24 protein-coding genes and 1 riboswitch are annotated in these 25,895 nt (G+C 67.8%); of the genes, 9 read left to right on the top strand and 15 right to left on the bottom strand.

Annotated elements, in window-relative coordinates; all coding sequences use genetic code 11:
• Positions 1–9: 9 nt before the first annotated feature.
• On the bottom strand, positions 10–939 hold the full coding sequence (locus tag ACO2Q5_RS05265; protein ID WP_423288632.1) for a DMT family transporter: 930 nt from the start codon (positions 937–939) through the stop codon (positions 10–12).
• An 87-nt stretch (positions 940–1,026) separates the two neighbouring features.
• On the opposite strand from ACO2Q5_RS05265, the gene ACO2Q5_RS05260 reads away from it, so the two are divergent.
• On the top strand, positions 1,027–2,646 hold the full coding sequence (locus tag ACO2Q5_RS05260; protein ID WP_423288630.1) for an AMP-binding protein: 1,620 nt from the start codon (positions 1,027–1,029) through the stop codon (positions 2,644–2,646).
• A 62-nt stretch (positions 2,647–2,708) separates the two neighbouring features.
• Positions 2,709–3,758, top strand: a complete 1,050-nt coding sequence (locus ACO2Q5_RS05255) for a hypothetical protein (protein WP_423288628.1) — start codon at positions 2,709–2,711, stop codon at positions 3,756–3,758.
• 100 nt (positions 3,759–3,858) lie between these two features.
• Here ACO2Q5_RS05255 and ACO2Q5_RS05250 read toward each other — a convergent pair whose 3' ends face one another.
• The 3 genes from ACO2Q5_RS05250 to ACO2Q5_RS05240 form a co-directional block, all read right to left on the bottom strand.
• A complete protein-coding gene (locus ACO2Q5_RS05250) occupies positions 3,859–5,196 on the bottom strand; it encodes an SPOR domain-containing protein (RefSeq protein WP_423288626.1) in 1,338 nt (445 codons plus the stop codon).
• Positions 5,197–5,272: 76 nt separating this feature from the next.
• Positions 5,273–5,905, bottom strand: coding sequence for a uracil phosphoribosyltransferase (upp, locus tag ACO2Q5_RS05245; RefSeq protein WP_423288624.1), 633 nt, complete (start codon positions 5,903–5,905; stop codon positions 5,273–5,275).
• A 1-nt stretch (position 5,906) separates the two neighbouring features.
• Positions 5,907–6,896 carry an adenosine deaminase gene (locus tag ACO2Q5_RS05240; protein WP_423288622.1) on the bottom strand — a complete coding sequence of 330 codons (990 nt, stop codon included), beginning with the start codon at positions 6,894–6,896 and terminating at the stop codon, positions 5,907–5,909.
• Between the two features lie 128 nt (positions 6,897–7,024).
• Between ACO2Q5_RS05240 and ACO2Q5_RS05235 the strand changes: the two genes are divergently transcribed.
• From ACO2Q5_RS05235 to ACO2Q5_RS05220, 4 genes are all read left to right on the top strand, one after another.
• Positions 7,025–7,417, top strand: coding sequence for a cytidine deaminase (locus ACO2Q5_RS05235; RefSeq protein ID WP_423288620.1), 393 nt, complete (start codon positions 7,025–7,027; stop codon positions 7,415–7,417).
• Positions 7,417–8,724: a thymidine phosphorylase gene (locus ACO2Q5_RS05230; RefSeq protein WP_423288618.1), complete on the top strand. Its 1,308-nt coding sequence runs from the start codon at positions 7,417–7,419 to the stop codon at positions 8,722–8,724. The genes ACO2Q5_RS05235 and ACO2Q5_RS05230 overlap by 1 nt, the downstream gene beginning before the upstream one ends.
• A gap of 1 nt (position 8,725) precedes the next feature.
• Positions 8,726–9,946 (top strand): phosphopentomutase, encoded by a 1,221-nt coding sequence (locus tag ACO2Q5_RS05225; RefSeq protein ID WP_423288616.1) that lies wholly within the window; start codon positions 8,726–8,728, stop codon positions 9,944–9,946.
• Positions 9,947–10,070: 124 nt separating this feature from the next.
• On the top strand, positions 10,071–12,362 hold the full coding sequence (locus tag ACO2Q5_RS05220; RefSeq protein WP_423288614.1) for an NADP-dependent malic enzyme: 2,292 nt from the start codon (positions 10,071–10,073) through the stop codon (positions 12,360–12,362).
• 43 nt (positions 12,363–12,405) lie between these two features.
• On the opposite strand, the gene aroA is transcribed toward ACO2Q5_RS05220, so the two are convergent.
• From aroA to ybeY, 8 genes are all read right to left on the bottom strand, one after another.
• The gene (gene aroA, locus ACO2Q5_RS05215) at positions 12,406–13,752 is read right to left on the bottom strand and encodes a 3-phosphoshikimate 1-carboxyvinyltransferase (RefSeq protein WP_423288612.1); all 1,347 of its coding nucleotides are present in this window, start codon (positions 13,750–13,752) and stop codon (positions 12,406–12,408) included.
• Between the two features lie 151 nt (positions 13,753–13,903).
• Complete coding sequence (gene trmB, locus ACO2Q5_RS05210; RefSeq protein ID WP_423288610.1) at positions 13,904–14,596, bottom strand: tRNA (guanine(46)-N(7))-methyltransferase TrmB; 693 nt, start codon at positions 14,594–14,596, stop codon at positions 13,904–13,906.
• Between the two features lie 28 nt (positions 14,597–14,624).
• Positions 14,625–15,170: a TetR/AcrR family transcriptional regulator gene (locus tag ACO2Q5_RS05205; protein WP_423288608.1), complete on the bottom strand. Its 546-nt coding sequence runs from the start codon at positions 15,168–15,170 to the stop codon at positions 14,625–14,627.
• Positions 15,170–15,502, bottom strand: a complete 333-nt coding sequence (locus tag ACO2Q5_RS05200) for a DMT family transporter (protein ID WP_423289250.1) — start codon at positions 15,500–15,502, stop codon at positions 15,170–15,172. The genes ACO2Q5_RS05205 and ACO2Q5_RS05200 overlap by 1 nt, the downstream gene beginning before the upstream one ends.
• A gap of 172 nt (positions 15,503–15,674) precedes the next feature.
• Positions 15,675–16,841 (bottom strand): methionine adenosyltransferase, encoded by a 1,167-nt coding sequence (gene metK / locus ACO2Q5_RS05195; RefSeq protein ID WP_423288606.1) that lies wholly within the window; start codon positions 16,839–16,841, stop codon positions 15,675–15,677.
• A gap of 6 nt (positions 16,842–16,847) precedes the next feature.
• Positions 16,848–16,897: riboswitch (SAM-SAH riboswitch) on the bottom strand.
• An 11-nt stretch (positions 16,898–16,908) separates the two neighbouring features.
• A complete protein-coding gene (gene lnt, locus ACO2Q5_RS05190) occupies positions 16,909–18,435 on the bottom strand; it encodes an apolipoprotein N-acyltransferase (RefSeq protein WP_423288604.1) in 1,527 nt (508 codons plus the stop codon).
• A 4-nt stretch (positions 18,436–18,439) separates the two neighbouring features.
• Positions 18,440–19,390: a transporter associated domain-containing protein gene (locus tag ACO2Q5_RS05185; RefSeq protein ID WP_423288602.1), complete on the bottom strand. Its 951-nt coding sequence runs from the start codon at positions 19,388–19,390 to the stop codon at positions 18,440–18,442.
• Between the two features lie 40 nt (positions 19,391–19,430).
• Entirely contained in the window at positions 19,431–19,934 is a 504-nt protein-coding gene (gene ybeY, locus ACO2Q5_RS05180) for an rRNA maturation RNase YbeY (RefSeq protein ID WP_423288600.1), read from the bottom strand.
• A 287-nt stretch (positions 19,935–20,221) separates the two neighbouring features.
• Here ybeY and ACO2Q5_RS05175 point away from each other — a divergent pair, with 287 nt between their 5' ends.
• A complete protein-coding gene (locus ACO2Q5_RS05175; protein WP_423288598.1) occupies positions 20,222–20,824 on the top strand; it encodes a 50S ribosomal protein L25/general stress protein Ctc in 603 nt (200 codons plus the stop codon).
• A 207-nt stretch (positions 20,825–21,031) separates the two neighbouring features.
• Here the strand turns inward: ACO2Q5_RS05175 and ACO2Q5_RS05170 are convergent, their stop codons facing one another.
• Positions 21,032–21,358: an antibiotic biosynthesis monooxygenase family protein gene (locus tag ACO2Q5_RS05170; RefSeq protein ID WP_423288596.1), complete on the bottom strand. Its 327-nt coding sequence runs from the start codon at positions 21,356–21,358 to the stop codon at positions 21,032–21,034.
• A 198-nt stretch (positions 21,359–21,556) separates the two neighbouring features.
• Between ACO2Q5_RS05170 and pth the strand changes: the two genes are divergently transcribed.
• Complete coding sequence (gene pth, locus ACO2Q5_RS05165; protein WP_423288594.1) at positions 21,557–22,306, top strand: aminoacyl-tRNA hydrolase; 750 nt, start codon at positions 21,557–21,559, stop codon at positions 22,304–22,306.
• Here the strand turns inward: pth and ACO2Q5_RS05160 are convergent.
• Together ACO2Q5_RS05160 and ACO2Q5_RS05155 are read right to left on the bottom strand one after the other, a co-directional pair.
• Positions 22,303–23,316 carry a YcjF family protein gene (locus ACO2Q5_RS05160; protein ID WP_423288592.1) on the bottom strand — a complete coding sequence of 338 codons (1,014 nt, stop codon included), beginning with the start codon at positions 23,314–23,316 and terminating at the stop codon, positions 22,303–22,305. The genes pth and ACO2Q5_RS05160 overlap by 4 nt on opposite strands.
• A complete protein-coding gene (locus ACO2Q5_RS05155; protein ID WP_423288590.1) occupies positions 23,313–24,725 on the bottom strand; it encodes a YcjX family protein in 1,413 nt (470 codons plus the stop codon). The genes ACO2Q5_RS05160 and ACO2Q5_RS05155 overlap by 4 nt, the downstream gene beginning before the upstream one ends.
• 100 nt (positions 24,726–24,825) lie before the next feature.
• Between ACO2Q5_RS05155 and truA the strand changes: the two genes are divergently transcribed.
• Entirely contained in the window at positions 24,826–25,599 is a 774-nt protein-coding gene (truA, locus tag ACO2Q5_RS05150; RefSeq protein WP_423289248.1) for a tRNA pseudouridine(38-40) synthase TruA, read from the top strand.
• The last annotated feature ends 296 nt before the right edge of the window (positions 25,600–25,895 follow it).

Genomic DNA, 25,895 nt, shown 5'->3' with positions numbered 1-25,895 from the left:
CCTCCAAGGTCAGGCCGCGGGCAGCGCCTCCTGACTGCGGGCGCGCAGCGCGATCATCGCCCCCGCCACCGCGATCAGCGCCATGCCCGCCCAGGCCCGGGATGACAGCATTTCTCCCCAGATGATCCACGACCACAGGGCCGAGGCGGGCAGGATCACATATTCCAGCACCGACACCCGGCCCGCATCGGCGATCTGATAGGCCCGGATCATCAGCCCCACGCCCACCAGCGACCCCGCCGCCTGTACGAAGGTCCAGAACAGCACGCTTGCCGTGGGCCAGACCGGGCCGCGCATCACGAAGCCATCCGCCCCTTCGGCCACCGGCAGCGGCCAGAGGCTGAGGACCGCCAGCCCGATGGCGCCAAGCACGCCAAGCGCGGCGAAGAACCCGGCCAGCAGTGTCTCGGCCGCCTCGCCCGCGCACCATTCGCGGGTGGCGATATTGCCAAGCGCATAGAGCGCCCCCGCCGCCACCGGCAGCACCGCGGCGAGCGAGGCACCCGAAAGGGCCTCAGGCCCCAGCACCAGAAGGACACCCAGAAAGCCGGTGACCACCGCCAGAATCCGCACCGGCCCCAGGGCATGGCCATAGGCAAGGCGCGAGATCAGCAGGACGAAGATCGGCGCGGTGAACAGGCCCGCCGCCACCACCGCCACCGGCAGAAAGGCCAGCGCGCCGAAGTAGATCAGCATGGCCAGCCCATGGATCGCCGACCGTGCCGCCACCCCTTTCCAGCGCAGGGGCCGCAGCTGCAGCCGGAACAGCGGCACCGCCAGCGCCAAGAGCACCGCCACCATAAGGCTGCGCATCAGATGGAACTGCCACAGCCCCGCCTCAACCGCGATGACGCGGACATAATTGTCGGTGAACCCGATCAGCGCGGCATAGCCAAGGATCAGCCCGGCGGCGGCAAGGGTGCGGTCAGATGTCGTCATGGGCCTGTCACTTCGTCTCTTTTCATGCAGTTGAACCCTGATACTCTGCCCCCTGCGCGCCCAAAGGCGACATGAGGGAGAGGTTTCATGGGTTGGCTGGCTGACGAGTCGGGGCTGGAGAAATGTGCGGCGAATTACGTGCCGCTGACGCCCCTGTCGCACCTTCTGCGCGCGGCCGACATTCACGCCGACCGCCCGGCACTGGTCTGGAAATCCACCCGCACGACCTATGCCGAATACCGTCAGCGGGTCAGCCGCCTTGCCTCTGGCCTGCAGCGGCGGGGCATCCGGCCGGGCGATGTGGTGGCGACGCTGCTGCCGAACATTCCCGCGCAGGCCGAGGCGCATTTCGGGGTGCCCGCCTGCGGCGCGGTGCTGAACACCATCAACACCCGGCTGGACTCCGATACCGTGGGCTATATCTTTGGCCATGCAGGGGCAAAGATCGTCCTTTGCGACACCGCGCTGATCCCCCTGGCCGAGGCGGCGATCAAGGCGATGGACGGCCCCGCGCCCCAGATCATCGAGGTGACCGACCACGGCTTCACCCCCTCGGGCCATTATCTGACCTATGACGCGCTTCTGGACAGCGGCGACCCGGACTTCACCTGGCTGATGCCCGAAGATGAATGGGAAAGCCTTGCCATCAACTACACCTCCGGCACCACCGGGCGGCCCAAGGGCGTGGTCTACAGCCACCGCGGCGCCTACCTCTCCGGCATGGGCAATGTCATCGCCTGGCGGATGCAGCTTTACCCGGTCCTCCTGACCATCGTGCCGCTGTTCCACTGCAACGCATGGGTGCAGCCTTGGCTGGTCCCGATGATGGGCGGCACCATAGTCTGCTGCCGCGACATCACCGCGAAGGCGATCTACGATGCCATCGCCGACGAAGGCGTCACCCATTTCGGCGGTGCGCCGATCGTTCTGAACATGGTGGTGAACGCAAAGGACGAAGACCGCCGCCCGTTCTCGCATCGGGTGGAGGTGTTTACCGCCGGCGCCCCGCCCGCCGCCGCCACGCTGGCCGCGTTCGAACCCTTGGGGTTCAACGTCACGCAGGTTTACGGGCTGACCGAAACCTATGGCCCCTCCACCGAATGTCTGTGGAAACCGGACTGGGATGGCGCGCAAGGCGATGACCGCGCCGCACTGAAGGCGCGCACCGGGGTGGCCATGGCGATGCTGGACGGCGCCACGGTCCATGACACCAAGGGCGAGCCCGTGCCCCGCGACGGCGCCCATCTGGGCGAGATCGCGCTGCGCGGCAATATGGTGATGAAGGGCTATTACCGGAACCCGGCAGCGACGGCCGAGGCATTCAAGGATGGCTGGTTCCGGTCCGGCGACATCGCATTCCAGCACCCGGACGGTTATCTGAAGATCACCGACCGCGCGAAGGATATCATCATCTCGGGCGGCGAAAACGTCTCCTCGGTCGAGGTGGAGGGCGCGCTGATGCGGCACCCGGCGGTCAGCCTTTGTGCCGTGGTGGCCAAGCCCAATGACAAATGGGGTGAGGTGCCCTGCGCCTTTGTCGAGCTGAAGCCCGGCGCCACCGCCACCGAGGCGGAGCTGATCGCCCATTGCCGCGGCCTGCTGGCGGGCTTTGCCACGCCGAAACACGTGGTCTTTTCCGAACTCCCGAAGACCTCCACCGGGAAGATCCAGAAGTATGAATTGCGGGCAGTGGCCAAACTGATCTGATTTCCGTCCCCCGCCCCCGCGGTCTGTTGTGGCGGCCGCGCGGGAAGGATAAGGTCCCCGCCATGAAGAGACGGGCAGGCAGGCAGGCAACGGGCACCGCGCTGGCGCGCTATCAGCGGCTGGAATGCACCGGCCTCTGGCGCGACACGCCCGAAGCGCAGCGGCGCGAAGTCGTGGTCCGCATGGGCGAGGCCACGCTGATGCTGACCGATCCGCGGTCCGAAGAGGTGCTCAGCCACTGGTCGCTGCCCGCCGTGCGGCGGCTGAATGCAGGTCAGCGGCCTGCGCTGTTCGGCCCCGGCGAAGATGCGCTGGAAACGGTCGAAATCGAAGACGAGGATATGATCGCCGCGCTGAAGACGGTGGCGGCGGCGGTACGGGCGGCCAAGCCCCATCCCGGGCGGCTGCGCGGCGTCCTGATCGGCGGCACGCTGACGGCCATTCTGGCGGTGGCGGCTTTCGTGGTGCCGGGGGTTCTGGTCTCGCATACGGCAAAGGCGGTGCCTGCGGCCAAACGGGCCGAGATCGGCCAGCGGGCGCTGGATGACATCACCCGCCTGACCGGCGCCCCCTGCGACGGTGATCTGGGCCTGCCTGCGCTTGCCTCGCTGGCCGAGCGGGTCTTCGGCGCCGAGAATACGCCGATCCTCTATGTCCTGCCCGAGGGGCTGTCGCGGCCGGCGCATCTGCCCGGCGGGCTGATCCTGCTGCCGAAAAGCCTGATCGACGAGGAATCCCCCGATGCGCTGGCCGGGGCCGCGCTGGCCGAGTCCGTGGCCGCGCAGGGCAGCGATCCGCTGCTGGATATTCTGGACCATGCCGGACTGAAAGCCAGCTTCGACCTTCTGACCTCGGGCGAACTGCCTGCCGATGCGCTGGACGGCTATGGCGAGGAATTCCTGCGTCAGTTGCCCGTGACGGTCCCCGATGCCGAAATGATCGCCGCATTCGAGGCCGCACAGGTGCCGCTGTCGCCCTATGCCCGCTGGCGCGATCCCTCGGGCGAAAGCGTGAAGGGGCTGATCGAGGGCGATCCGTTCAAGGGGTTGATCCCCAGTCCGCTGATGCCGGACGATGACTGGATCGCGCTGCAATCCGTCTGCTCCGGCTAGGCCGTCCTAAGCCGAACGGACTACACAACCGCCCGTGGCAGGATCAGAGGCCTGCCATAGTGGCCACGGGTCAGGGCGGCCTGAGCCGCCCCTGCCCCGGTTACTGAACGATCACCGCATCGGAAAAGCCCGCGCGGCGCGCCGCGGCCAGCGCCGTCTTGGCCTCCGCGGCCGAGGCGAAGGGCCCGGCATAGATCACCTGCAGGCTGCCGCCCTTTGCCTTGCCGCGCGCCACAGGCAGGCCCATCGACTTCAGCTTGCCCGCAGCGCCATCGGCATTCGACGCCACGCCGAAGGTTCCGACCTGCACCAAAAGCTTCCCCGACACCGCCTTCGGCGCCTCTTTCACCGGCTTTTTCGCCGCCTCGGTTTTCTTGGCCGTGGCCACAGGATCGGGGGCGTTCTTGGTCGAGGCATAAACGCCCGTCCCGCCGATCACCTCAACCTTGCGTCCACCGTCCGGCCCGGTCACGACATAGCCTTCGCGCAGAACCTCGGACCCGTCGGATTTGCGGACGATGATCTTCACCTTCTTGCGGACGACCTTGCTGTCCTCGCGCAGTTCCGAAGGCGTGGTGCGGGTCCACATATCGTCCATGGCCATGAAGCCTTCGACGGTCTGCTTGCCGCGGTTCGGGTTCAGCCGGTCATCCTTCCACGCCATCTTGTAGCCGGGCGGCGGCACGGGCGACGGATATTTGGCCGATTTGGTGGATTTCGTGGTCTTGGTCGTCCCCGGCACAACAGCCGCGGCCACCCCGGACGGCGAGACGGCGCTGCCGCCTGCGGCGACATGGGCGTCATAGCCCACGGCATGGCCCGCCGTGCTGCCCGCCACCAGACGCGGGAAATTCGCGCCGTGAAGCGAACCGTCGCCACGGGTGCACATGATCTTGCTGCCGCCGCCGCGCACCTCGAACCGTTCGGCCACCGGGGTATCCGCCGGGCAGGCGATGGAATAACCCGCGCCGCCCGTGGGCGTGACGACGGTGCCTTTCGCGGTGGCGGTCTTGGTGGCGGCCTTTTCGGTGGGGGTCACCGGGCGCACCACTTCAGGCACGGGGGCCGCGGCCACTTTCGGCGCCGGGGCTGTCACCACCTTGGGGGCCGGGGCGGGCGCTTCGGCCACTTTGGGCGCCGGGGCCGGGGCCGGGGCGGGCTTCGGCGCGGGGGCAGGTGCGGGCGCCTCGGCCACGGCGACCTCTCCACCCGAAGGACCATAGCCACAAAGCTGCTGGCGGTCGCGCGTCACGCGCGGCACCCAGGTCACCTGCCCGCCATAGCCCGCGCGCAGGAAGACGCAGCCGCGGCTGTCGACATATTGCTGCCCCTTGTAGCTGGCAGGCGGCAGTTCGGCCGGGCCACGCAGATCGGCAAACGCGGGCAAAGCCCCGAACGCCGCCGCGAGGATCGCGGCAGAAATCACTTTTCCAGACATCACTACCCCCAAGCAGCTTGGGCGATAGTGGAACAAGACTGTTTCCAAGTCAAAGGGAAAGCCTTGAAAACACCCTCTATTTCGTACCGAACATGCGGTCGCCCGCATCCCCTAGTCCCGGCACGATATATCCGTGGTCGTTCAGATGGCTGTCCACCGCCGCGGTGACGATGGGCACATCGGGATGCGCGGCCTTCATCCGGGCCACCCCTTCGGGCGCCGCCAGGAGGCACAGGAAGCGGATGTTCTTTGCCCCGGCCTTCTTCAGCAGGTCCACCGCCGCCGCGCTGGAATTGCCGGTGGCCAGCATCGGGTCCACCACGATGGAGACGCGCTCTTCCAGATGATCGGGCAGCTTGCAGTAATACTGAACCGGCTGAAGGGTTTCCGGGTCACGATACAGCCCCACGAACCCCACGCGCGCCGCCGGGATCAGCTCCAGAATACCGTCCAGCAACCCGTTCCCCGCCCGCAAGATGGAGATCAGCGCCAGTTTCTTCCCCTCGATCGAGGGCGCGTCCATCGGCTCCAGCGGGGTTTCGATCCGCTTCGTCGTCATCGGCAGTTCGCGCGTGACCTCATAGGCCAGGAGCAGGCTGATCTCGCGCAAGAGCTTGCGGAAGGACGCTGTCGAGGTGTCCTTGTCGCGCATGATCGACAGCTTGTGCTGGACCAGCGGGTGGGAAACGACGGTCAGATGATCCAGCATGTCAGGCCTCCAGCTTTTTCGCGATCTTCGCTTTCGTATCGGCATCGCAGAAAGCCGCGTCAAGCGACTGCCGCGCGATCCGGCGGAACTGACCGCCATCCCAGTCGAAAGCGGCGTTCAGCGCGGCATATTCCTGCGCCATGGTGGTGTGGAAGAACGGCGGATCGTCGGTCGAGACGGTGACCTTGACCCCGCGCCGGTCCAGTTCGTTGATCGGATGGGCACGGGTGTCCTTGTAGAGCCCCAGCGCCACATTCGAGCCGGGGCAGACCTCCAGCACGGTGCCGCGCTCGGCCAGCTCATCGACCAGCGCCAGATCCTCGATGGCGCGGACGCCATGGCCCAGCCGTTCGGGGTTCAGCGCGCGGAGCGTGTCGCGGATGCCCTGCGGCCCCTGCCATTCGCCCGCATGGGCGGTAATCCGCAGCCCCGCCTCACGCGCGCAGTCGAAAGACCACAGAAAATCCTTCGGCTCCAGTACCTTCTCATCCCCCGCGATGCCGAAGCCGGTGATCCAGTCGCCCGCGGTTTCCGCGGCACACAGCGCCGTCTCCCGCGCCTTTTCCGGGCCGAAATGGCGGATGCAGGTGATGATCCCGCGCAGCGTGATGCCCATGGTCCGCTCCGCCTGATCCGCGGCCTCACGGATGGCATGCAGATATTCCTTCCACGCCCCCACATCGCGGCCGCCGCAGAAATCGGGGGACAGGAAGGTTTCGGAATAGACCACGCCCGAAGCGGCGCTTTCCTCCAGCACCGCCAGCGTCAGCCGCTTGTAATCCTCGGGCGTGCGCAGGACTGAGGTCGCCGCCTCATAGACCTTCAGGAAATGCCAGAAATCGGTGTAGCTGTAATTCCCCTGCGCATCGAACACGCCGGAGATGTCTTCCTTCTTCTCTGCCGCCAGCCCGCGGATGAACGCGGGGGGTGCCGCGCCTTCAAGATGCAGGTGCAGTTCCACCTTCGGCAAGGCCGCAATCGTCTGATCCACCGTTCTCTCCCGTCCGTTTCGCGCCAGAGTAACGGCAAGCCGCCGCCGGGACCAGCCGCGCCCTGCACTTGCGGATGCCCTGCCCTTGCGCCACAGTCAGGGACGGGAGGCCGTCAAGGAGATCCGACATGAGCCTGAAGGACGCCGCAACCCAAGTGCGGCATATGGCCTATGCACCCTATTCGCGCTTCAAGGTGGGGGCTGCGATCCGGGCCACCTCGGGCACGGTCTACACCGGCGTGAACGTGGAAAACGTGGCCTATCCCGAAGGCACCTGCGCCGAGGCGGGCGCCATCGCCGCCATGTGCGCCGCCGGGGACTACAAGATTGCCGAGGTCTTCGTGATCGCCGACAGCCCGGAACCCGTGCCCTGCTGCGGCGGCTGCCGCCAGAAGATCGCCGAATTCGCCGAACCGGGCGTGCAGGTCACCATGGCCACGGTGGACGGCAAGACCAAGACCGTCACCGTGGCAGAGCTGCTGCCCGGCGTCTTTACCGCCGCCCATATGGACCGCGCTTGATGGATGCCCGCCTGATCATCGCGAAAATCCGCGATGGCGGGCAGCCCACGGCTGACGAGTTGCGCTGGTTCGCCGCCGGGCTGGCCAGCGGGGCCGTCACCGATGCGCAGGCCGGGGCCTTTGCCATGGCCGTGCTGCTGAAGGGGCTGGACGATCCCGGCCGCGTCGCCCTGACCCGCGCCATGCGCGACAGCGGCCGCGTGCTGGAATGGGACCTGAACGGCCCCGTGGTGGACAAGCATTCCACCGGCGGCATCGGCGACTGCATCTCGCTGCTGCTGGCCCCTGCGCTGGCCGCCTGCGGTGCCTATGTGCCGATGATCTCGGGCCGGGGTCTGGGCCATACCGGCGGCACGCTGGACAAGCTGGAGGCGATCCCCGGTTTCCGCACCGCGATGAGCGAGGAACAACTCCGCCGTCAGCTGGATGAGGTGCGCTGCGCCATCGTCGCCGCCTCCGCCGACCTCGCCCCCGCCGACCGGAGGCTTTACGCCATCCGCGATGTGACGGGCACGGTGGAAAGCGTGGACCTGATCACCGCCTCGATCCTGTCCAAAAAGCTGTCCGCCGGGCTGGAGGCGCTGGTTCTGGATGTGAAATGCGGCTCTGGCGCGTTCATGAAGACCGAAGCCCAGGCCGAAGTGCTGGCCCGCGCGCTGGTTGACACGGCCAAGGGCGCGGGCTGCATGACCGCGGCCCTGATCACCGATATGACGCAGCCCCTTGCCACCGCCGCGGGCAATGCGCTGGAGGTGATCGAGGTGATGGAGACGCTGACCGGCACCTCGGTCAATCCCGCGCTCTGGGACCTGACCGCCTTTCTGGGGGGCGAGGTTCTGGCGCTGGCGGGACTGGCGCGCGACACAGATGACGGCGCCGCCCGGGTGGAACAGGCGCTGGAATCCGGTGCCGCGGCGGAATGGTTCGGCCGCATGGTCGCGGCGCAGGGCGGGCCTGCGGATTTCGTGGAACGCTGGCCCGACCGTCTGCCCGCAGCGCCCGTGGTGCGTGAGGTGCCCTCCCCCGCCAGCGGTTTTGTGACCGCCATTGATGGTGAGGCTTTGGGCCATGCCGTGGTGCATCTGGGCGGCGGACGCCTGCGCGAAGGTGACCGGGTGAACCCCTCGGTCGGGCTGGCCGATCTGGCGGGCATCGGCGAAGAGGCGGGCGCGGGTGTGCCCCTTGCCATGGTCCATGCCGCCACCGTGGATGCGGCCGAGGCTGCGGTCCGTGCCGTGCAGGCCGCCTATGTGATCGGCCCCGCGGCACCCGAAGAACCGCCGCTTGTTCTGAAAAGGATTGGCTGAGATGGGACGCGCCTTTCTGATCGTCATGGATTCCGTCGGCTGCGGCGGCGCACCCGATGCGGCCGCCTTCGGGGATGCCGGGTCCAACACGCTGGCCCATATCGCGCAGGCCTGTGCCACGGGCCGCGCGGATCAGGGGCGCAAGGGTCCGCTGCATCTGCCCAATCTCGATACGCTTGGCCTTGGCGCGGCGATCCGGCTGGCCTCGGGGGCCGAGACGCCGGGGCTGGATGCCCGCCCGCATGGCCTCTGGGGCGCCGCGCAGGAGGTCTCGCCCGGCAAGGATACCCCGTCCGGGCATTGGGAACTGGCCGGGGTGCCGGTGCCTTGGGACTGGACCTATTTCCCCGACACGGTTCCCGCCTTTCCGCCCGACATCGTGGCCGAGGTCTGCCGTCTGGCCGGGACCGAGGGCATTCTGGGCAATTGCCATGCCTCCGGCGTGCCGATCATCGCCGAACATTGCGAGGAACACCTCAGGACCGGCTGGCCGATCTGCTATACCAGTGCGGACAGCGTGTTCCAGATTGCCGCCCATGAAGAGGCGTTCGGACTGGACCGGCTGCTGAAGCTCTGCGCCGATCTGGCGCCGATGCTGCATGCCCGCAAGGTCGGCCGCGTGATCGCCCGGCCCTTCACCGGCACCTGCGGCGATTTCCGCCGCACCCCCAACCGCAAGGATTTTGCCATCGCGCCGCCCGCCCCCACCCTGCTGGACTGGGTGCAAAGGGCGGGGCGCGCCACCCATGCCGTGGGCAAGATCGGCGACATCTTCTCGATGCGGGGGATCGGAAAGCTCTGGAAGGGCAAATCCGATGCAGACCTTTTCGAACATCTGGTGCGGCTCGGCGATCAGGCTGAGGATGGCTCCTTGACCTTTGCGAACTTTGTCGAGTTCGACACTCTCTGGGGCCATCCGCGTGACGTGGCGGGCTATGCCCGCGCGCTGGAAGGGTTCGACGCCGCCCTGCCCCGCTTCCTGGACCGGCTGCGACCCGGCGATCTGGCGATCTTCACCGCCGACCACGGCAACGATCCCACCTGGCGCGGTACCGAACACACGCGCGAACGGGTGCCCGTCGTCGGCTGGGGCGCAGGTGAACGCCGGATCGGGCTTTGCGCCTTCACCGATGTCGGCGCCTCGGTCGCGGCACATCTGGGCGTGGCCTCCCACGGGCCCGGCCGCAGCTTTCTGCCCGCCGCTGCCCCGTCATCCGCCTGACGCCAGACCGCGGCATGCTGCACCGGCTGGCGAGTTGCAGCCGATGCAAGAGACATCTGCAGAGACGGCGGATTGGCCTTTTACCAAAACTGGTTTAAGGCTGAACAATCTGGTGGAGGACCGAATGAGCAAGGCATTGCAGGACGAAGCGGCACAGGCGGCGCGGGCCGAGGCGCTGGCCTATCACGAATTCCCCAAGCCCGGGAAACTGGAGATCCGGGCGACAAAGCCGCTGGCCAACGGACGCGACCTGTCCCGCGCCTATTCGCCCGGCGTGGCCGAGGCCTGCCTTGAAATCAAGGCCGATCCCGCCACCGCCAGCCGTTATACCAGCCGCGGCAACCTTGTGGCCGTGGTGTCCAACGGCACCGCCGTGTTGGGCCTTGGCAATATCGGCGCGCTGGCCTCCAAACCGGTGATGGAGGGCAAGGCCGTCCTCTTCAAGAAATTCGCCAATATCGACTGTTTCGACATCGAGCTGAACGAACCGGACCCGGTGAAGTTGGCCGAAATCGTCTGCGCGCTGGAGCCGACCTTCGGCGCGATCAACCTTGAAGACATCAAAGCGCCCGATTGTTTCATCGTTGAACAATTGTGCCGGGAGCGGATGAACATCCCGGTGTTCCACGATGACCAGCATGGCACTGCCATTGTCGTCGGCGCCGCGGCCACCAATGCGCTGATCGTGGCGGGCAAAAAGTTCGAAGATATCAAGGTCGTCTCCACCGGCGGCGGGGCGGCGGGGATCGCCTGCCTTGAGATGCTGGTGAAGCTGGGCGTCCAGCGCGAGAACATCTGGCTCTGCGATCTGGCAGGACTGGTCTACAACGGCCGCGCCGACCAGATGACGCCGCAGAAGGCGAACTTTGCCCAGGGCGCCGTCCCCGGCACGCTGGACGATGTGATCGGCGGGGCGGATCTGTTCCTTGGCCTGTCCGGTCCCGGCGTGCTGACCCCCGCCATGGTGCAGAAGATGGCGCCCAATCCCATCGTCTTTGCGCTGGCGAACCCCAACCCCGAGATTACCCCCGATGAGGTGCGCGCCGCCGCCCCCGGCGCCATCATCGCCACCGGCCGCAGCGATTTTCCCAATCAGGTCAACAACGTCCTCTGCTTCCCCTTCATCTTCCGCGGTGCGCTGGATGTGGGTGCCACCACGATCAACGACCAGATGGAACTGGCCTGCATCGACGGGATCGCGGCCCTGGCCCGCGCCACCACCAGCGCCGAGGCCGCCGCCGCCTACCGGGGCGAAACGCTCAGCTTCGGGCCCGATTACCTGATCCCAAAGCCGTTCGACCCCCGGCTGATGGGCGTGGTGGCCAGCGCAGTGGCGCGCGCCGCGATGGAAACCGGGGTGGCGACCCGCCCCCTGCCCGATCTTGACGCCTATAAGGCACGGCTGGACGGCTCGGTCTTCAAATCGGCCATGTTGATGAAGCCGGTCTTCGAAGCCTCCCGCCGGGCCGACCGCCGCATCATCTTTGCCGAGGGCGAGGATGAGCGGGTGCTGCGCGCCGCCAATGCGATGCTGGAGGAAACCACCGACGTGCCGATCCTGATCGGCCGCCCCGAGGTCATCGCCGCCCGCGCCGAACGCGCCGGCCTGCCGATCCGCCCGGACCGCGATTTTGAAATCGTGAACCCCGAAAGCGACAGCCGTTACCGCGACTACTGGGAAACCTATCACCAGCTGATGGCCCGCCGCGGCGTCAGCCCCGACATCGCCCGCGCGGTGATGCGCACCAACACCACCGCCATCGGCGCCGTCATGGTCCACCGGGGCGAGGCCGACAGCCTGATCTGCGGCACTTTCGGCCAGTATCACTGGCACCTGAACTATATCCGGCAGGTGCTGGCGCGCGACGGGCTGCACCCGACCGGTGCGCTCAGCCTGATGATTCTGGAAGACGGGCCCCTGTTCATCGCCGACACCCATGTGAACGCCGAACCCACGCCCGAACAGCTGATGCATACCGCGATCGGCGCGGCCCGGCACGTCCGCCGCTTCGGGCTGGAGCCGAAGATCGCCTTCTGCTCGCAAAGCCAGTTCGGCAATATGAACGTGGGCTCGGGTGAGCGGATGCGGGCCGCGCTGGAGCTTCTGGACGCGCGCGAACCCGATTTCGCCTATGAGGGCGAGATGAACGTGGATTCCGCGCTGGACCAGAGCCTGCGCGACCGTCACCTGCCAAACGGCCGGTTCGAAGGCGCGGCAAATGTGCTGCTCTTCGCCTCGGCCGACACCGCCTCGGGCGTGCGCAACATCCTGAAGATGAAGGCGGGCGGGCTTGAAGTCGGGCCGCTGTTGATGGGCATGGGCAACAAGGCCCATGTGGTGACGCCCGCGATCACCGCGCGGGGCCTTCTGAACATGTCGGCCATCGCCGGAACGCCCGTCGCGGCTTACGGCTGAGACCCTTGACCCGGAGGCGCCACCAGCGCCTCCGGCCAATCCCTCAGCCCCGGCGGATCGCGGCACCAAGCCCGTTCATCAGCCCTTCGAAGATCGGGAAAGAGGTGGTGATCGGGCTGCCGTCATCCACCGCGATCTCGGCCTTCGCGGCCATACCCGCCACAAGGAAGCTCATGGCGATGCGGTGGTCCAGATGGGTGGCGCAGGTCGCCCCGCCCGGCATGCCACCCGGCCCCATGCCGTGGACGATCAGCGTATCCTCATCCTCCTCGATCCGCACGCCGCAGGCCTCAAGGCCCCGGGCCATGGCGTCGATCCGGTCGGATTCCTTGACGCGCAGTTCCTTGACCCCGCGCATCACCGTGATGCCCTCGGCAAAGGTCGCCACCACTGACAGGATCGGATATTCGTCGATCATGCTGGGCGCGCGGTCTGCCGGCACCTCGATCCCCTTCATCGACGGCGAAAAGCGCACGCGCAGGTCGGCCACCGGCTCGCCCCCCTCCTCGCGCGGGTTCAGGAAGTCGATCTCGGCGCCCATCTCCGTCAGTGTCAGGTAAAGCCCGTTGCGCGTCAGGTTCTGGCTGACCCCCGGCACCATGATGTCAGAGCCTTCGACGATCAGCGCCGCACAGACCGGGAACGCGGCCGAGGACGGATCGCGCGGCACGGCCACGGTCTGCGGCCGCAGTTCGGGGCGGCCCTTCAGCGTGATGATATGGCCCTCGGCGCCCTTTTCCACCGAAAGCTCGGCACCAAAGCCCAGAAGCATCCGCTCGGAATGGTCGCGCGTCGGCTCGCGCTCGATCACCACCGTCTCACCCGGCGCGTTCAGCCCGGCCAGCAGGACGGCGGATTTCACCTGCGCGCTGGCCACCGGCAGGGCATAGCGCACCGGCACCGGGTTCGCCGCGCCTACCACGGTCATCGGCAGGCGCCCGCCCTTGCGGCCATAGGCCTCTGTGCCGAATAGGCCAAGCGGATCGGTCACCCGCCCCATCGGCCGTTTGCGAAGGGAGGCGTCGCCGGTGAAGGTCGCGGTGATCGGCGTCGTCGCCATGGTCCCCATGATCAGCCGCACGCCGGTGCCGGAATTGCCGCAGTCGATCACATCGGCGGGCTCCTGAAACCCGCCCACGCCCACGCCGTTCACGCTCCACGCACCCTGCCCGTGCCGGGTGACGGTCGCGCCAAAGGCCCGCATCGCCTTTGCGGTGTCCAGCACGTCCTGCCCTTCCAGAAGGCCGGTGATCTTCGTCTCACCCACGGCCATGGCCCCGAAGATCAGCGCGCGGTGGCTGATCGACTTGTCGCCCGGCACCGAGGCCGTGCCATTCAGCGGGCCGGATCTGGACGAGATCATCGGTTGGGCTTCACCATGGCCGGACATGCGCTTCTCCCTGAGGCAATCGCAGGCCTGATAGCGCAAGCAGCTCAAGGGGTCCAGCGGCACCGCCCCGCCGGAGACGAGGACGCTCCGCGGGGAGTATTTAAGTCAAGAGGAAGTCCCGTTCCTCTTGATCCAAATACTCATGCGACGGTCAGGCCCGGCGGAACGTCAGGTAATGGGGCAACCGCCCTTCGCGCAAAGCTTTCTGCTCATAGCGGGTGGAGAGCCAGTCCTCCCAATGCCCGTCCAGCCCCGCCTGCCGTTCCAGCGTGAACCCGGCGGGGGGCACTTCTTCCAAAGTCTGGCGGACGTAATCGGGGATGTCGGTCGCCACCCGGAACTCGGCCCCCGGCGCCATGACGCGGTGGAGGGCGGAGAGGTAGTCCGGCGTCACAAAACGGCGGCGGTGGTGGCGCGCCTTGGGCCAGGGATCGGGGTAGTTCAGGAACACCTTCTGCAAGATGCCCGCGGGCAGCACATCGAACAGGTCGCGCACATCGCCCGGGTGGATCGACAGGTTGGTGACGCCCGCAGCCTTGATCTTGCCCAAGAGCATGGCAATGCCGTTCACGAAAGGCTCCGCCCCGATCAGGTGTATCTGCGGGTTCCGGGCGGCCATATGGACCATATGCTCGCCACCGCCAAAGCCCACCTCCAGCCACAGCGGCAGGCCGCCAGCAAAGGACAGGTCCAGCGTGGCGCGGCCGGGGTTTTCCTCGGCGGTCACGCCCTTCAGCCGCAACGCCTCCAGATCATGGGCAAGGGCATCCTTCTGCGAGTTGCGCAGGGTCTTGCCATGGATGCGGCCATAGAAATTGCGGCGGGGGGCTTCGGCTTCGGTCATGGGGGGCCCTTCGGAATGACGGCGCGCCTTAGCCCTCTGGCGCGGCCCGGTCAAGCCAATGCGCCAGCCGGTCCAGCAGCGCCGCGCGCGGCAGGCCCTGCGCCATGGCGGCGGTTTGCCCCAGCCAGATGCCATCCGCCGCCAGCCGCAAGATCGCCAGATCCGGCCCGGCATCGGTGGCGGCATGCAGCTCCAGCTGCGCGGCGATCCAGTCGTCCCACAGCCGCTGCATCGACGGCTCAGCCAAAAGGAGCAGCGACAGGAGCGACCATGCGCTGCCGGTGTCTTCGACCACCGCCCCCACATATGCCCGGGTAAACCGGCCGGGCCGGGCGGGATCGGGCGACAGACGGGCGTCGATCGCCTGCGCCATCCGGGCCACCGCCTCGGCGGCAACCGCCTCGACCAGCGCGGGCTTGCTGGCGAAATGGTGGAATAGGCCGCCCTTCGACACACCCGCCGCCCGCGCCACCGCATCGGTGGTCAGCCCGTGCAGCCCCTGCGTCAGAACCAGCGCAATGGCATGGTCCAGCAGGCTTTGCCTGAGCGCCTCGGGCTGTTTCGGGCGCCCCATCAGTGGCCGGTGGATTTGGAGAACAGGTTCATCACCAGAACGCCCGCAAGGATCAGGCCAATCCCCGCCATGGCGGCAAGGTCCAGAGACTGGCGAAAGATCCACAGGCCCACCAGCGCCGTCGCCACGATGCCAAGCCCCGACCAGATCGCATAGGTCACGCCCAAGGGAATGACCTTCAGCACCATCGCCAAAAGGTAGAAGGACACAAGGTAGAAGCCCACCACCGCAAGGCTGGGCCAAAGCCGGGTGAACCCGTCCGAAGCCTTGAGGAAGGAGGAACCCGCCACCTCGGCCACGATGGCCAGGGCAAGCATGGCATAGGTTGCGATCATCGGAGACATGGGGCACCTGTGGAATTGCCCGCCCAATAAAACCGACCAGTCGGTTTCTTTCAAGCGGATTTTCTGCCCCACCGCTTCACAGCGGGGTGTGCAAAGAAAAACGCCCCCTGCGGTGGCAGGGGGCGTCGAATCTCCGGCTCAGCAGCGGATCAGAAGCCGGTCAGACCGCGGCCTTCAGTGCCTCGATCAGATCGGTCTTTTCCCAGCTGAAGCCGCCGTCCTCGGTCGGTTGGCGCCCGAAGTGGCCATAGGCTGCGGTACGCTGGTAGACCGGCTTGTTCAGGTCCAGATGGGTGCGGATGCCACGCGGGGTCAGATCCATGACCTCGGCCACGGCCTTTTCGATCACCGCATCGGGCACCTGCCCGGTGCCGTGGGTGTCCACATAGATCGACAGCGGCTTGGCCACCCCGATCGCATAGGAGACCTGCAGCGTGCAGCGGTCCGCCAGACCGGCGGCCACCACGTTCTTCGCCAGATAGCGCGCGGCATAGGCGGCAGAACGGTCGACCTTGGTCGGGTCCTTGCCGCTGAACGCGCCGCCACCATGCGGGGCCGCACCACCGTAGGTGTCCACGATGATCTTGCGCCCCGTCAGGCCCGCGTCGCCATCCGGCCCGCCGATCACGAAGGTGCCGGTGGGGTTCACATGCCATTCGGTCTTCTTGGTGATCCAGCCCTCGGGCAGGATCTCACGGATATAAGGCTCCACGATGCCGCGGATCACCTTGGAGGTCTGCCGCTTGGACGTGTGCTGCGTCGACAGCACGATCGAGGTCACCTCGACCGGCTTGCCATCGGCATAGCGCAGCGACAGCTGCGACTTGGCATCCGGGCCCAGCGTCGGCTCCTGCCCGGATTTGCGCACCTCGGCCAGACGGCGCAGGATGGCATGGGCATACTGGATCGGCGCGGGCATGAAATCCGGCGTCTCGCGCGTGGCATAGCCGAACATGATGCCCTGATCGCCGGCGCCGTCGCGGTCCACGCCCTGCGCGATATGGGCGGATTGTTCGTGCAGATAGTTGTGGACCTTGATCTTGTCCCAGTGGAACTTCTTCTGCTCGTAGCCGATGTCCTTGACGCAATCGCGGACGATGCCGTCGATGCGGCCCATCATCGCCTTGGTCGCGTCCTTGTCGGACAGGCCCACCTCGCCGCCGACGACCACGCGGTTCGTGGTGGCAAAGGTCTCGCAGGCGACACGCGCGTTCGGTTCTTCGGTCAGGAAGGCGTCCAGCACCGCATCGGAAATGCGGTCGCACACCTTGTCCGGGTGCCCCTCGGAGACCGATTCCGAGGTGAAGACATAGTCAAGTCGGCTCATGGGAAGTGCTCCATTGGGATGATCCCCGCCACGCCAGGAAGCCGTTGTAGCGGTTCGATGGCCCGGCTTACGCCCCGGGGGGGCAAGTTTCAAGGCCCTGCCGCCGCCGTGCCCGGATCACGCCAAGGGCGAGTCCCGCCAGCAACAGCCCCGCCAGCGGCACGTCGCCGATGCGGGCATAGGGGGTCAGCGGCAGGGCACCCGGCACGGCGGCGTCGATCACGCCGCGCAGGCCAAGCCCCAGCAGCGCGGGACTTCCGTCCGCGGCCGCAGCGATCCGGCCGCGGGCATCGACCACGGCGGAAATCCCGGTATTGGCCGCGCGCAAAAGCGGCAGGCCCAGCTCCACGGCCCGCAGCCGGGCCTGCGCGAAATGCTGATAGGGCCCGGTCAAAGTGCCGAACCAGGCGTCATTCGTGACCATAATGATCCAGTCCGGACGCTCCGGCGTAACCAGGTCCTCGGGGAAGATCGCCTCGTAGCAGATCACCGGCAGCGCCCGGCCAAGCGCGCCGAACTCCAGCAGGCGACGGTCCGTGCCGGGCGTGTAGCCCGCCCCCGCCTGACTGGCAAAGGCGCGCAGCCCGGTCCAGCGGAAGACCAGATCGCCCATCGGGATATATTCGCCGAAGGGGACAAGATGGTTCTTGTCAAAGCTCTGGCTGATCGTGCCGCCCGGGCCAAAGACCGCCAGCGTGTTCCACGCCCGCTCGCCCTCATCGCGCTGGATGCCGGTGGCCACGGTCGCCGCCCCGCCCGCCTCGGCAATGCTCAATGCGGCCCCCTGCCCCTCCTCGATCAGATAGGGCACGGCGGTCTCCGGCCAGATCACCAGATCCGCCCCTGACCCGCGGGTCAGCGAGAGCAGCGTGTCGAAATTCGCCCGCGCCTGATCCGGGTCCCATTTCAGGCTTTGCGCAATGTCGGGCTGCACCAGCCGCACCAGCCCCGGCCGGGCCGCCGGCTCCGGCAGCGCCAGCCGGTGCCAGGACCAGCCCGCTGCCACCCCGGCAATCAGCAGCGGAACAACCAGCCCACGTCGGCCAAGGCTCAGCGGCGCGGCCAGCGCCAGCAGCGTCAGCGCCGTCATCCCATAGGCGCCGGTCAGCGCGCCCATCTGGATCAGCGGCGTGTCCAGCCAGATATGCCCCGGCAGCGCCCAGGGAAAGCCGGTCAGCAGATGGCCCCGCGCCAGTTCCACCCCGGACAGCGCAAGGGCCAGCGTCACCGCCCCGCCGCCCATGCGCCGCGCAACCCAGCCCGCCACCGCCCAGAACAGGCCGAACCCCGCCGCCACCGCCAGCACCGCAAAGGGCGCCATCCAGCCATGCCGCCACGGGTCCACAAAAAACGGTTGCACGATCCATGAGAGGGTAAAGCCGAAATAGCCCGCCCCGATGCCCCAGCCGCGCCGGAATGCCGCGGTCGGGCTCTCCGCCGCGGCGATCCGCCGCAGCGCCAGTGCAAAGCCCGCAAGCGCGACCGGCCAAAGGCCAAGCGGCGCCTGCCCCGCGGCGGCGGCCAACCCAAGCGCCAGATCCTGCGCAAGGGCGCGCGCCCGCACCCGGGCCGGGGAACGGGCGGCGGCGGTCATCGGATCAGGCGGCCCCTGCGGGCTTCGTCTCGGCCTCCGGCTCCGGCGCGGTCAGCAAGGCCACCGGCGCAGGCTCCGGCAGGGCCGCACCGGGCAGCCGCAGCCGCAGCCGCTTGATCCGGCGGGCATCGGCATCGACGATCTCGATCTCGGCCCCGTTCTCCAGCGTCACCACCTCGCCCCGCGCGGGCACCCGGCCCATCCGCAGGAAGGCCAGACCGCCGATCGTGTCGATCTCCTCATCATCCTCTTCGCTGCGCAAGCGCAGGCCCAGGGCACGCTCCATCTCATCCAGAGGCGCGGTGGATTGCGCCAGCACGATCCCGGGCGCCGCCTCTTTCCACAGCGCGCCCTCTTCCTCGTCATGCTCATCGTCGATCTGGCCGATCACCGTCTCGATCAGGTCCTCGATCGTCACCAGACCGTCCACGCCGCCGTATTCGTCGATGACCAGCGCCATATGCGCCCGTTCCTTCTGCATCTTCTGCAAAAGGACACCCGAAGGCATCGAGGGCGGTGCAAAGAGAATCGGCCGCAACAGGCGCTTCAGGCTGAACCGCCCGCCCGCGCCAAAGCCGTGCTGCAACGCAAGGTCCTTCAAGAGGACAAGACCCTGCGGATGGTCCAGCGTGCCCTTGTAGACCGGCAGGCGCGAAAACCCATGGGTGCGGAAGGTCTCGACCAGCTCATCCTTGCCGATGTCCAGGGGCACCGCCACGATCTCGGCCTTGGGGATCGCCACATCATCGACCCGCAACCGGCCAAGCGCACCAAGCCCCGGCGCGGCAGATCCGCTCAGCGGCGCCGGCGCGCCTGCGGCGCTTTCGACGGTGGGGGAAAAGGCGGAAAGGATCCGCCCGATGAAACCGCGGGGCGCTGCATCCTGCACCGCCTCGTCACCCGATCCGGTCCGCGCTTCCTGCGCTGCGGCCAGCCCGTCGCTGCTACTGCCCATGGGTCCTTGTCCAAGAAACACCCGTCCTGCGGGTGCCCCGTCAATATGGGTCGGAAATACCCATAGACGCAAGTATCCGCACCTCATGTCCTTCCATCAGCGCGGCGTCGTCGTCTTCGACATGGTCATAGCCCAGAAGATGCAGGATCCCGTGCACAATCAGATGGGTCACATGCGCCTCTGCGGACTTCTCCTGCTCCGCCGCCTCGGCCATGCAGGTCTCATAGGCCAGCGCAAGATCGCCCAGTTCCTCCGGGTCTTCCGCAGTCCCCGCCTCGGGCAGCTCCGGTGCCTCGCCCACGAATTCGGGCCCGCGTTCCTCGGAAGGCCAGGACAGCACATTGGTCGGCCGCGGCTTCCCCCGGAAATCGGCATTCAGCGTGGCGATCCGCGCATCGTCGCAGCCCATGACCACGATCTGGAATCCCGCCTCCGCCAGTCCCAGCCCCGCCAGCGTGGCCTGCGCCGCCCGTTCGGCCAAAGCCTCCAGCCCGAACGCCGACCAGCGCTCATCCTCGATCACCGTGTCAACCAGCATGTTCATCCCCAAATCCCCGTGCAGCCCGGGCCTAGCCCAGCCGCCCCCTGCCCGGCAATCCCGCTGTTGCAGCTTCATACTGGCTGAAATATCCCCGCCGGAGGCCAGCCCGAGCCGGTTGGCGCCCCCAGGCGCCAGAGGCGAGACAAAAAGCGTGCGGCCGCGCCCCTGCGCGGACGCTCCGCATCGCAGGCCCCGCGGCGAATCCGCTTGCCTTTCCCTCCCATCCCCGCTATCCGCCCGCATCCGCCGTGCACCCTTGGAGGACGGCGGAAAAACTCAGGAGAGACCCAATGGCACGCGAGATCCCCGATCTTCAGGCCGTGGTGCGGACGGGGACAGGCAAGGGGGCCGCCCGTCAAGCCCGTCGTGAAGGCAACGTACCCGGCATCATCTATGGCGACGGCAAAGAGCCGGTCGCCATCAATCTGAACTACTACTACCTGCTGAAGCGCCTGAAGGCCGGCCGCTTCCTGCAGACGCTGTTCAACCTGAAGGTTGAAGGCCAGCCCGACGTGCATGTGATCTGCCGCGGCGTCCAGCGTGACGTTGTGAAGGACCTGCCGACCCACGTCGACTTCATGCGCATCCACGACGAATCGCGCATCAACCTGTTCATCCATGTCGATTTCATCAACGCGGACAAGGCCCCGGGCCTGAAGCGCGGCGGCACGCTGACCATCGTGCGCCACGAAGTCGAACTGGAAGTGGTTGCAGGCGACATCCCGGACCACATCACCGTGGATCTGGACGGCAAGCAGATCGGCGATGTGATCCACATCAGCGACGTGGTCCTGCCGAAGGGTGCCCGTCCGACCGTGGCGCGCAACTTCGCCATCGCGAACATCGCCGCCCCCTCGGGCCTGGCGGCGTCCAGCGAAGAAGCGGCCGAGTGATCCCCTGCCGCCCCTTGCGGGCGGCGGACCGGAACGGGAAGCGGGGGGCCTTCGGGTCCCCCGTTTTCATTCTGTCCCGGACCTCCGCCGGGCAGAGTGCCGCCGTCCGGGACCAGACCGGCCACGGGCATGCCGGGCCTTTGCCCCCCCCCGGACAACAGGCCGGATCCAAGATCCGGCCCGGCCTGCCGCAGAGCTAAAGGACCTTCAGGCCGTGATCTTCAGGCTTTGCACCGATTCGAAGACTTCAAGCTGCGGCGGGCCTGCCATGATATCGCGCATGGTGGCAGCCCCGGCGCCCTTATGGCTGTCGCGGAAGGCTTCGGATTTGGTCCAGCCGCGAAACGCCGCTTCGCTTTCCCAGACCGTATGCGAGGCGTAAAGCCGGACGCCCTCGGCCTCTGGCCCCTTGAACAGGTCGAAACTGACAAAGCCCGCAACTTCGGTCAGATGGCTGTCGCGGTCGCGCCAGACCGCTTCGAACGCCGCTTCCTGTCCGGCCTTCACCTTGAACCGGTTCATCGTAAGATACATGCCACACTCCCTTTTCCTGTGATCGACCTGGCTGGAGGCACCGGAGGGAGGGGCGCAATCTGGCTGATCCCTCTTTGCGGCCTGCCGCCTGTCGCGTCAACCGCCCGCCGCTGCGCCTTGTGGCCGCGGAAGATTGAGGCGGCGCTCCGCTTCCGTTAGGACGAAAGACGAAGCCACGGCCCGAAACGGAGCGCCGCCATGAAACTTTTCGTCGGTCTGGGCAATCCGGGTCCGAAATATGCCGGGAACCGTCACAACATCGGGTTCATGGCGCTGGACCGGATCGCCGCCGACCACGGCTTTACCCCGTGGAAGAAGGCGTTTCAGGGGCTGATCAGCGAGGGCCGTCTGGGCAGCCAGAAGGTGGCACTGCTGAAACCCGAGACCTTCATGAACCTCTCGGGCCAGTCGGTCCGGGCGGCGGTGGATTTCTGGAAGCTGACCCCCGCCGACATCACCGTCTTCCATGACGAGCTGGACCTTGCCCCCGGCAAGGCGCGGGTGAAACAGGGCGGCGGCCATGCGGGGCACAACGGGCTGCGCTCGATCCACGGCCATATCGGCGAGGCTTATGGCCGCGTCCGTCTGGGAATCGGCCATCCCGGCCACAAGGATGCCGTTGCCGCCTATGTGCTGCATGATTTCGCCAAGGCCGATCAGGATTGGCTGCACGACCTTTTGCGCGGAATTTCCGATGGTGCCGCCGCGCTGGCCGAAGGCGACGGCCAGAAGTTCATGAATGCCGTCTCGCTCCGCACCGCGCCGCCGCGGTCTTCGGGCGGCAAGGCCGAAAGCGAAGCCCCGATGCGCGGAAAAGCAGGGCCGGCCAAATCCGGCACCGAACTGCCCGCCCCACCGCCCGCCCCGGAGCCGCGCCCTGCGCCGGAGGCCGCCCCCGAACCGGACACCCGCAGCGCGTTGCAAAAGCTGGCCGACCGCTTCCGTTAACCCTCGTCCCGTCCGCCCCGTGGCACCAGCCCGGCCAGCGCCCGGCTGACCAGCCCCGAGACCGAGGGCCGTTCGACGGCCCGGAACGGCAGCGGACGGCACATTTCCATCGCGGCCACGCCGATCCGGGCGGTCAGCGCGCCGTTCACCACACCTTCGCCGAACCGCCGCGACAGTTTGGACAGGATGCCGCCGCCCGCCACCGATCCGACCAGATCGTCGGCCAGGGCCACCGCCCCGGTGGCCAGAAGCGAGGAGAACACCTTGCGCAACAGGCTCCAGCTGCCCAGGGTCCCGGCCCGGCCGCCATAGATTTCGGCAATGCGCCGGATCATCGCCACGTTGGAGTAAAGCGCCGCCGCCACATCGGCCAGCGCCAGCGGCACAATCGCGGTGACCATCGCCACCCGCCGCGCCGCTGCCTCGACCTCGGCCCGGGCGAGCGCATCCAGCGGCACAAGGATCTCCGCCTCGGCCAGCAGAAGCTGCGCATCGGCATCCATCACCTGCGGTTCTGCCTCGGCAAAGCGCGACAGGCCCCAGCTTGCCGCGGCTCGGCCCGCATAGAGCGATTGCAGCGCCGCCGTCACCCCGCGCGCGGCCTTCAGATCGGCCGCCAGATGCGCGGCCACCGCCCGTTCGCGCAGATGGTCCAGCCGCGCCAGACGGGCAAAACCCGCCACCTCGCGCAGCGCCAGCAAAAGCGCCATGGCCACGCCCAGCCCGACAAGGGCAAAGGCGATCCAGCCCAGCAGAACGTTGGAGGCGAACAGAGACGCGACGAATTCATAGGCCGCCACCGACAGCACAAAGGAAAACAGCGCGCCGAACACCCACAACGCCGCCCGCGTCAGGGGCGAGGCCTTGGCCCGCGCCACCGCCGCCAGCGTCCGCGCGGCCTGCGTGTCGGCCACCGCCTCGGGCACGGCGGGGGCAAGGCCGGGGTCGGCCTCCTCCTCCACCTCGAACAGATAGGGTTTCGGGCCTTGGGGGGGCGGGGTCTCGGTCACAGCCGGTCTCCGATCAGGAATTCTGCCGCCCGGTCCAGGCGGATATGCGGCGGCCCTTCGCCGGGGCGCAGGGTCACGCGGGCGGGGGCAAAGGACATCAGCCCGTATTCGGCATCCAGCCAAGCCTCCGCCCCGCCCCGCGCGGGCGACAGGATGCGCGCGGGATCCGCCGGCAGCGCGCCGGGATACATCACCGCGGTGCGCCCGGTCTCCATCAGCCGGCCCCGCACCGCGGGCAGGCTTTCGCCGCCACGCGCGGCCACCTCCTCCACCGTGGCGCGCAGGCCCGCCAGCGACATGGCCCCCACCTCGGCCCCCGCATATTCGGCACGGCCCTTCGCCTCAGCCACCAGCGCCGCGGTGATGTCGGTCAGCGCCGGGTGCTGTTCGTGATGCAGATGGTCGGCCTTGGTCGCGGCGAACAGGATCTTCTCCACCCGCCGCGCCCCCAGAAGGGACGACAGCCACCCCGTCCGCCCGACGCGAAAGGCGCCCAGAACCTCGGCCATCACGCGGCGCAGATCCTCCACCGCCTGCGGGCCCTGATGGATGGCGCCCAGCACATCCATCAGCACCACCTGCCGGTCGATCCGGGCGAAATGGTCGCGGAAAAACGGCGTCACCACCTTGGATTTGTAGCCGTCATAGCGCCGCTCCATCTCGCGCCAAAGGCTGCTGCGCGACGCCTCGGCCGGGCGTGGCAGCGGCGCAAAGGTCAGGACCGGGCTGCCCGCCAGATCGCCGGGCAACAGGAACCGCCCCGGCGTGCAGTCGGACCAGCCCGCCTGCCGCGCGGTCTGAAGGTAGTCGGTGAAGCTGCGGGCCAGCGCCTGCGCTACCGGCTCCTCCAGCGTCAGGCCCGCATCGGCGGCCCGCGCCGCGGCCAGAAATTCGCGCGCAATCGCCCGCCGTTCCAGCCGGGCCAAAGTCTCTTCCGACCATTGCGCATAGGATTTCTCCATCAGCGACAGGTCCAGAAGCCATTCGCCGGGATAATCCACAATGTCCAGATGCAGCACCTGCGGCCCGCGCCAGCCCGCGAACCAGCCGTCCGGCCGAGTGCGGAACGACAGCCGCAGCTCCGAGATCGACCGCGTACTTTCCGGCCAATGCGGGTTGTCCCCGGTCAGCGCGGCCATATGGCCTTCGTAGTCAAAGCGCGGCAGCGTCACATCGGGCTGCGGCTGCAGATAGACCGTCTCGATCCGCCCCTCGCGCGCCGCCGTCAGCTGCGGCATCCGGCCACGATGCAGCAGATTGGCGATCAGCCCGGTGATGAACACGGTCTTGCCCGCCCGGCTGAGCCCGGTGACGCCAAGCCGCACGGTCGGCTCGAAGATGCCGCTGACCGAGGCCTGCACCCCCTCGACCCCGCGGGCGATGCCGTCGGTTATCCCTGTGAAAACCACGATCTGCCCCTTCTTTCCCCTGCAAGATAGGGGCGGAGGTGCAGGTTGGAAAGGTGGCGGCCCCATGGACGGCGCGCGCGCCTTGCGCTATCGCGCGCATATGCCCCGCTATGCGCTACAGATCGAATATGACGGAGGGCCGTTCGCCGGATGGCAGCGGCAGGCGGGCGGTCAGGCTTCGGTCCAGCAGACGGTGGAAGAGGCGCTTGGCCGCCTGCAACCGGGAGAGCACCGGATCGCCGCCGCAGGCCGCACCGATGCGGGCGTGCATGCGACGGGTCAGGTGGCGCATTGCGACCTTTCCCGCGACTGGGACCCGTTCCGGCTGAGCGAGGCGCTGAACTGGCATCTGAAGCCCGCGCCGGTGGCGGTGACCGCCTGCGCCCGGGTGCCCGAGGATTTCCACGCCCGGTTCTCCGCGACCGAGCGGCGCTATCTCTTCCGCCTCGTCGCGCGCCGCGCGCCGGTGACGCATGACAAGGGGCTGGTCTGGCAGGTGCTGAACCGGCCCGATGTGGCGGCAATGCGGGAAGGGGCGGCCCATCTGATCGGGCTGCACGATTTCACCACCTTCCGCTCTACCCTCTGCCAGTCGAAAAGCCCGGTAAAGACGCTGGACGAAATCACCATCAGCGAACAGCCCTACCCCGGCGGCACCGAGGTGCAATTCCGCCTGCGCGCCCGCAGCTTTCTGCATAACCAGGTCCGCTCCATCGTCGGCACGCTGGAACGGGTGGGCGCGGGGTCATGGGCACCCGGGGATGTGGCCGCTGCGCTGGCGGCACAGGACCGCGCCGCCTGCGGCCCGGTCTGCCCGCCGCAGGGGCTGTATCTGGCGGGCGTCACCTATCCCGAACCGCCCTTCCCGGCCTGAGCCGCGTCCGGGGGGCTGTCTGCCCCCCAAGAGCGCGCAAAGGGCGCGCCCTCCCCCCCCGAGGATATTTGGACAAACTGGAAAGGGGCAAAGCGCCGGGCGCCCTGACGGGAGGACGGACCTTGCCGCAGGGCGCCCTTTCCACTTTGACGGTCATCGGCGTCCCCGCCTGTACCGTGCCCCCATGAAACGACAAGCAGGTTAACGTCGCGTGAATCTCTGCCCTGCCCCATTCCAGTTTGCCCAAATATCCTCGGGGGGGTGAGGGCGCAGCCCGAGGGGGGCAGACAGCCCCC

It is taken from the genome of Neotabrizicola sp. VNH66 (genome assembly GCF_049445895.1).
Lineage (GTDB): Bacteria > Pseudomonadota > Alphaproteobacteria > Rhodobacterales > Rhodobacteraceae > Pseudogemmobacter.
This window is presented reverse-complemented; position numbering and strand designations above follow the sequence as displayed.

Bases quoted from the DNA above. Each gene is read 5' to 3' on its own strand.
- ACO2Q5_RS05225 (WP_423288616.1), top strand. From the start codon at position 8,726: ATGGGACGCGCCTTTCTGATCGTCATGGATTCCGTCGGCTGCGGCGGC.
- ACO2Q5_RS05265 (WP_423288632.1), bottom strand. From the start codon at position 939: ATGACGACATCTGACCGCACCCTTGCCGCCGCCGGGCTGATCCTTGGC.
- trmB (WP_423288610.1), bottom strand. From the start codon at position 14,596: ATGACCGAAGCCGAAGCCCCCCGCCGCAATTTCTATGGCCGCATCCAT.
- metK (WP_423288606.1), bottom strand. From the start codon at position 16,841: ATGAGCCGACTTGACTATGTCTTCACCTCGGAATCGGTCTCCGAGGGG.
- pth (WP_423288594.1), top strand. From the start codon at position 21,557: ATGAAACTTTTCGTCGGTCTGGGCAATCCGGGTCCGAAATATGCCGGG.
- ACO2Q5_RS05205 (WP_423288608.1), bottom strand. From the start codon at position 15,170: ATGGGGCGCCCGAAACAGCCCGAGGCGCTCAGGCAAAGCCTGCTGGAC.
- aroA (WP_423288612.1), bottom strand. From the start codon at position 13,752: ATGTCCGGCCATGGTGAAGCCCAACCGATGATCTCGTCCAGATCCGGC.
- ACO2Q5_RS05220 (WP_423288614.1), top strand. From the start codon at position 10,071: ATGAGCAAGGCATTGCAGGACGAAGCGGCACAGGCGGCGCGGGCCGAG.
- ACO2Q5_RS05235 (WP_423288620.1), top strand. From the start codon at position 7,025: ATGAGCCTGAAGGACGCCGCAACCCAAGTGCGGCATATGGCCTATGCA.
- ACO2Q5_RS05250 (WP_423288626.1), bottom strand. From the start codon at position 5,196: ATGTCTGGAAAAGTGATTTCTGCCGCGATCCTCGCGGCGGCGTTCGGG.
- ACO2Q5_RS05230 (WP_423288618.1), top strand. From the start codon at position 7,417: ATGGATGCCCGCCTGATCATCGCGAAAATCCGCGATGGCGGGCAGCCC.
- ACO2Q5_RS05170 (WP_423288596.1), bottom strand. From the start codon at position 21,358: ATGTATCTTACGATGAACCGGTTCAAGGTGAAGGCCGGACAGGAAGCG.
- ACO2Q5_RS05255 (WP_423288628.1), top strand. From the start codon at position 2,709: ATGAAGAGACGGGCAGGCAGGCAGGCAACGGGCACCGCGCTGGCGCGC.
- ybeY (WP_423288600.1), bottom strand. From the start codon at position 19,934: ATGAACATGCTGGTTGACACGGTGATCGAGGATGAGCGCTGGTCGGCG.
- truA (WP_423289248.1), top strand. From the start codon at position 24,826: ATGCCCCGCTATGCGCTACAGATCGAATATGACGGAGGGCCGTTCGCC.
- ACO2Q5_RS05260 (WP_423288630.1), top strand. From the start codon at position 1,027: ATGGGTTGGCTGGCTGACGAGTCGGGGCTGGAGAAATGTGCGGCGAAT.
- lnt (WP_423288604.1), bottom strand. From the start codon at position 18,435: ATGACCGCCGCCGCCCGTTCCCCGGCCCGGGTGCGGGCGCGCGCCCTT.
- ACO2Q5_RS05175 (WP_423288598.1), top strand. From the start codon at position 20,222: ATGGCACGCGAGATCCCCGATCTTCAGGCCGTGGTGCGGACGGGGACA.
- upp (WP_423288624.1), bottom strand. From the start codon at position 5,905: ATGCTGGATCATCTGACCGTCGTTTCCCACCCGCTGGTCCAGCACAAG.
- ACO2Q5_RS05185 (WP_423288602.1), bottom strand. From the start codon at position 19,390: ATGGGCAGTAGCAGCGACGGGCTGGCCGCAGCGCAGGAAGCGCGGACC.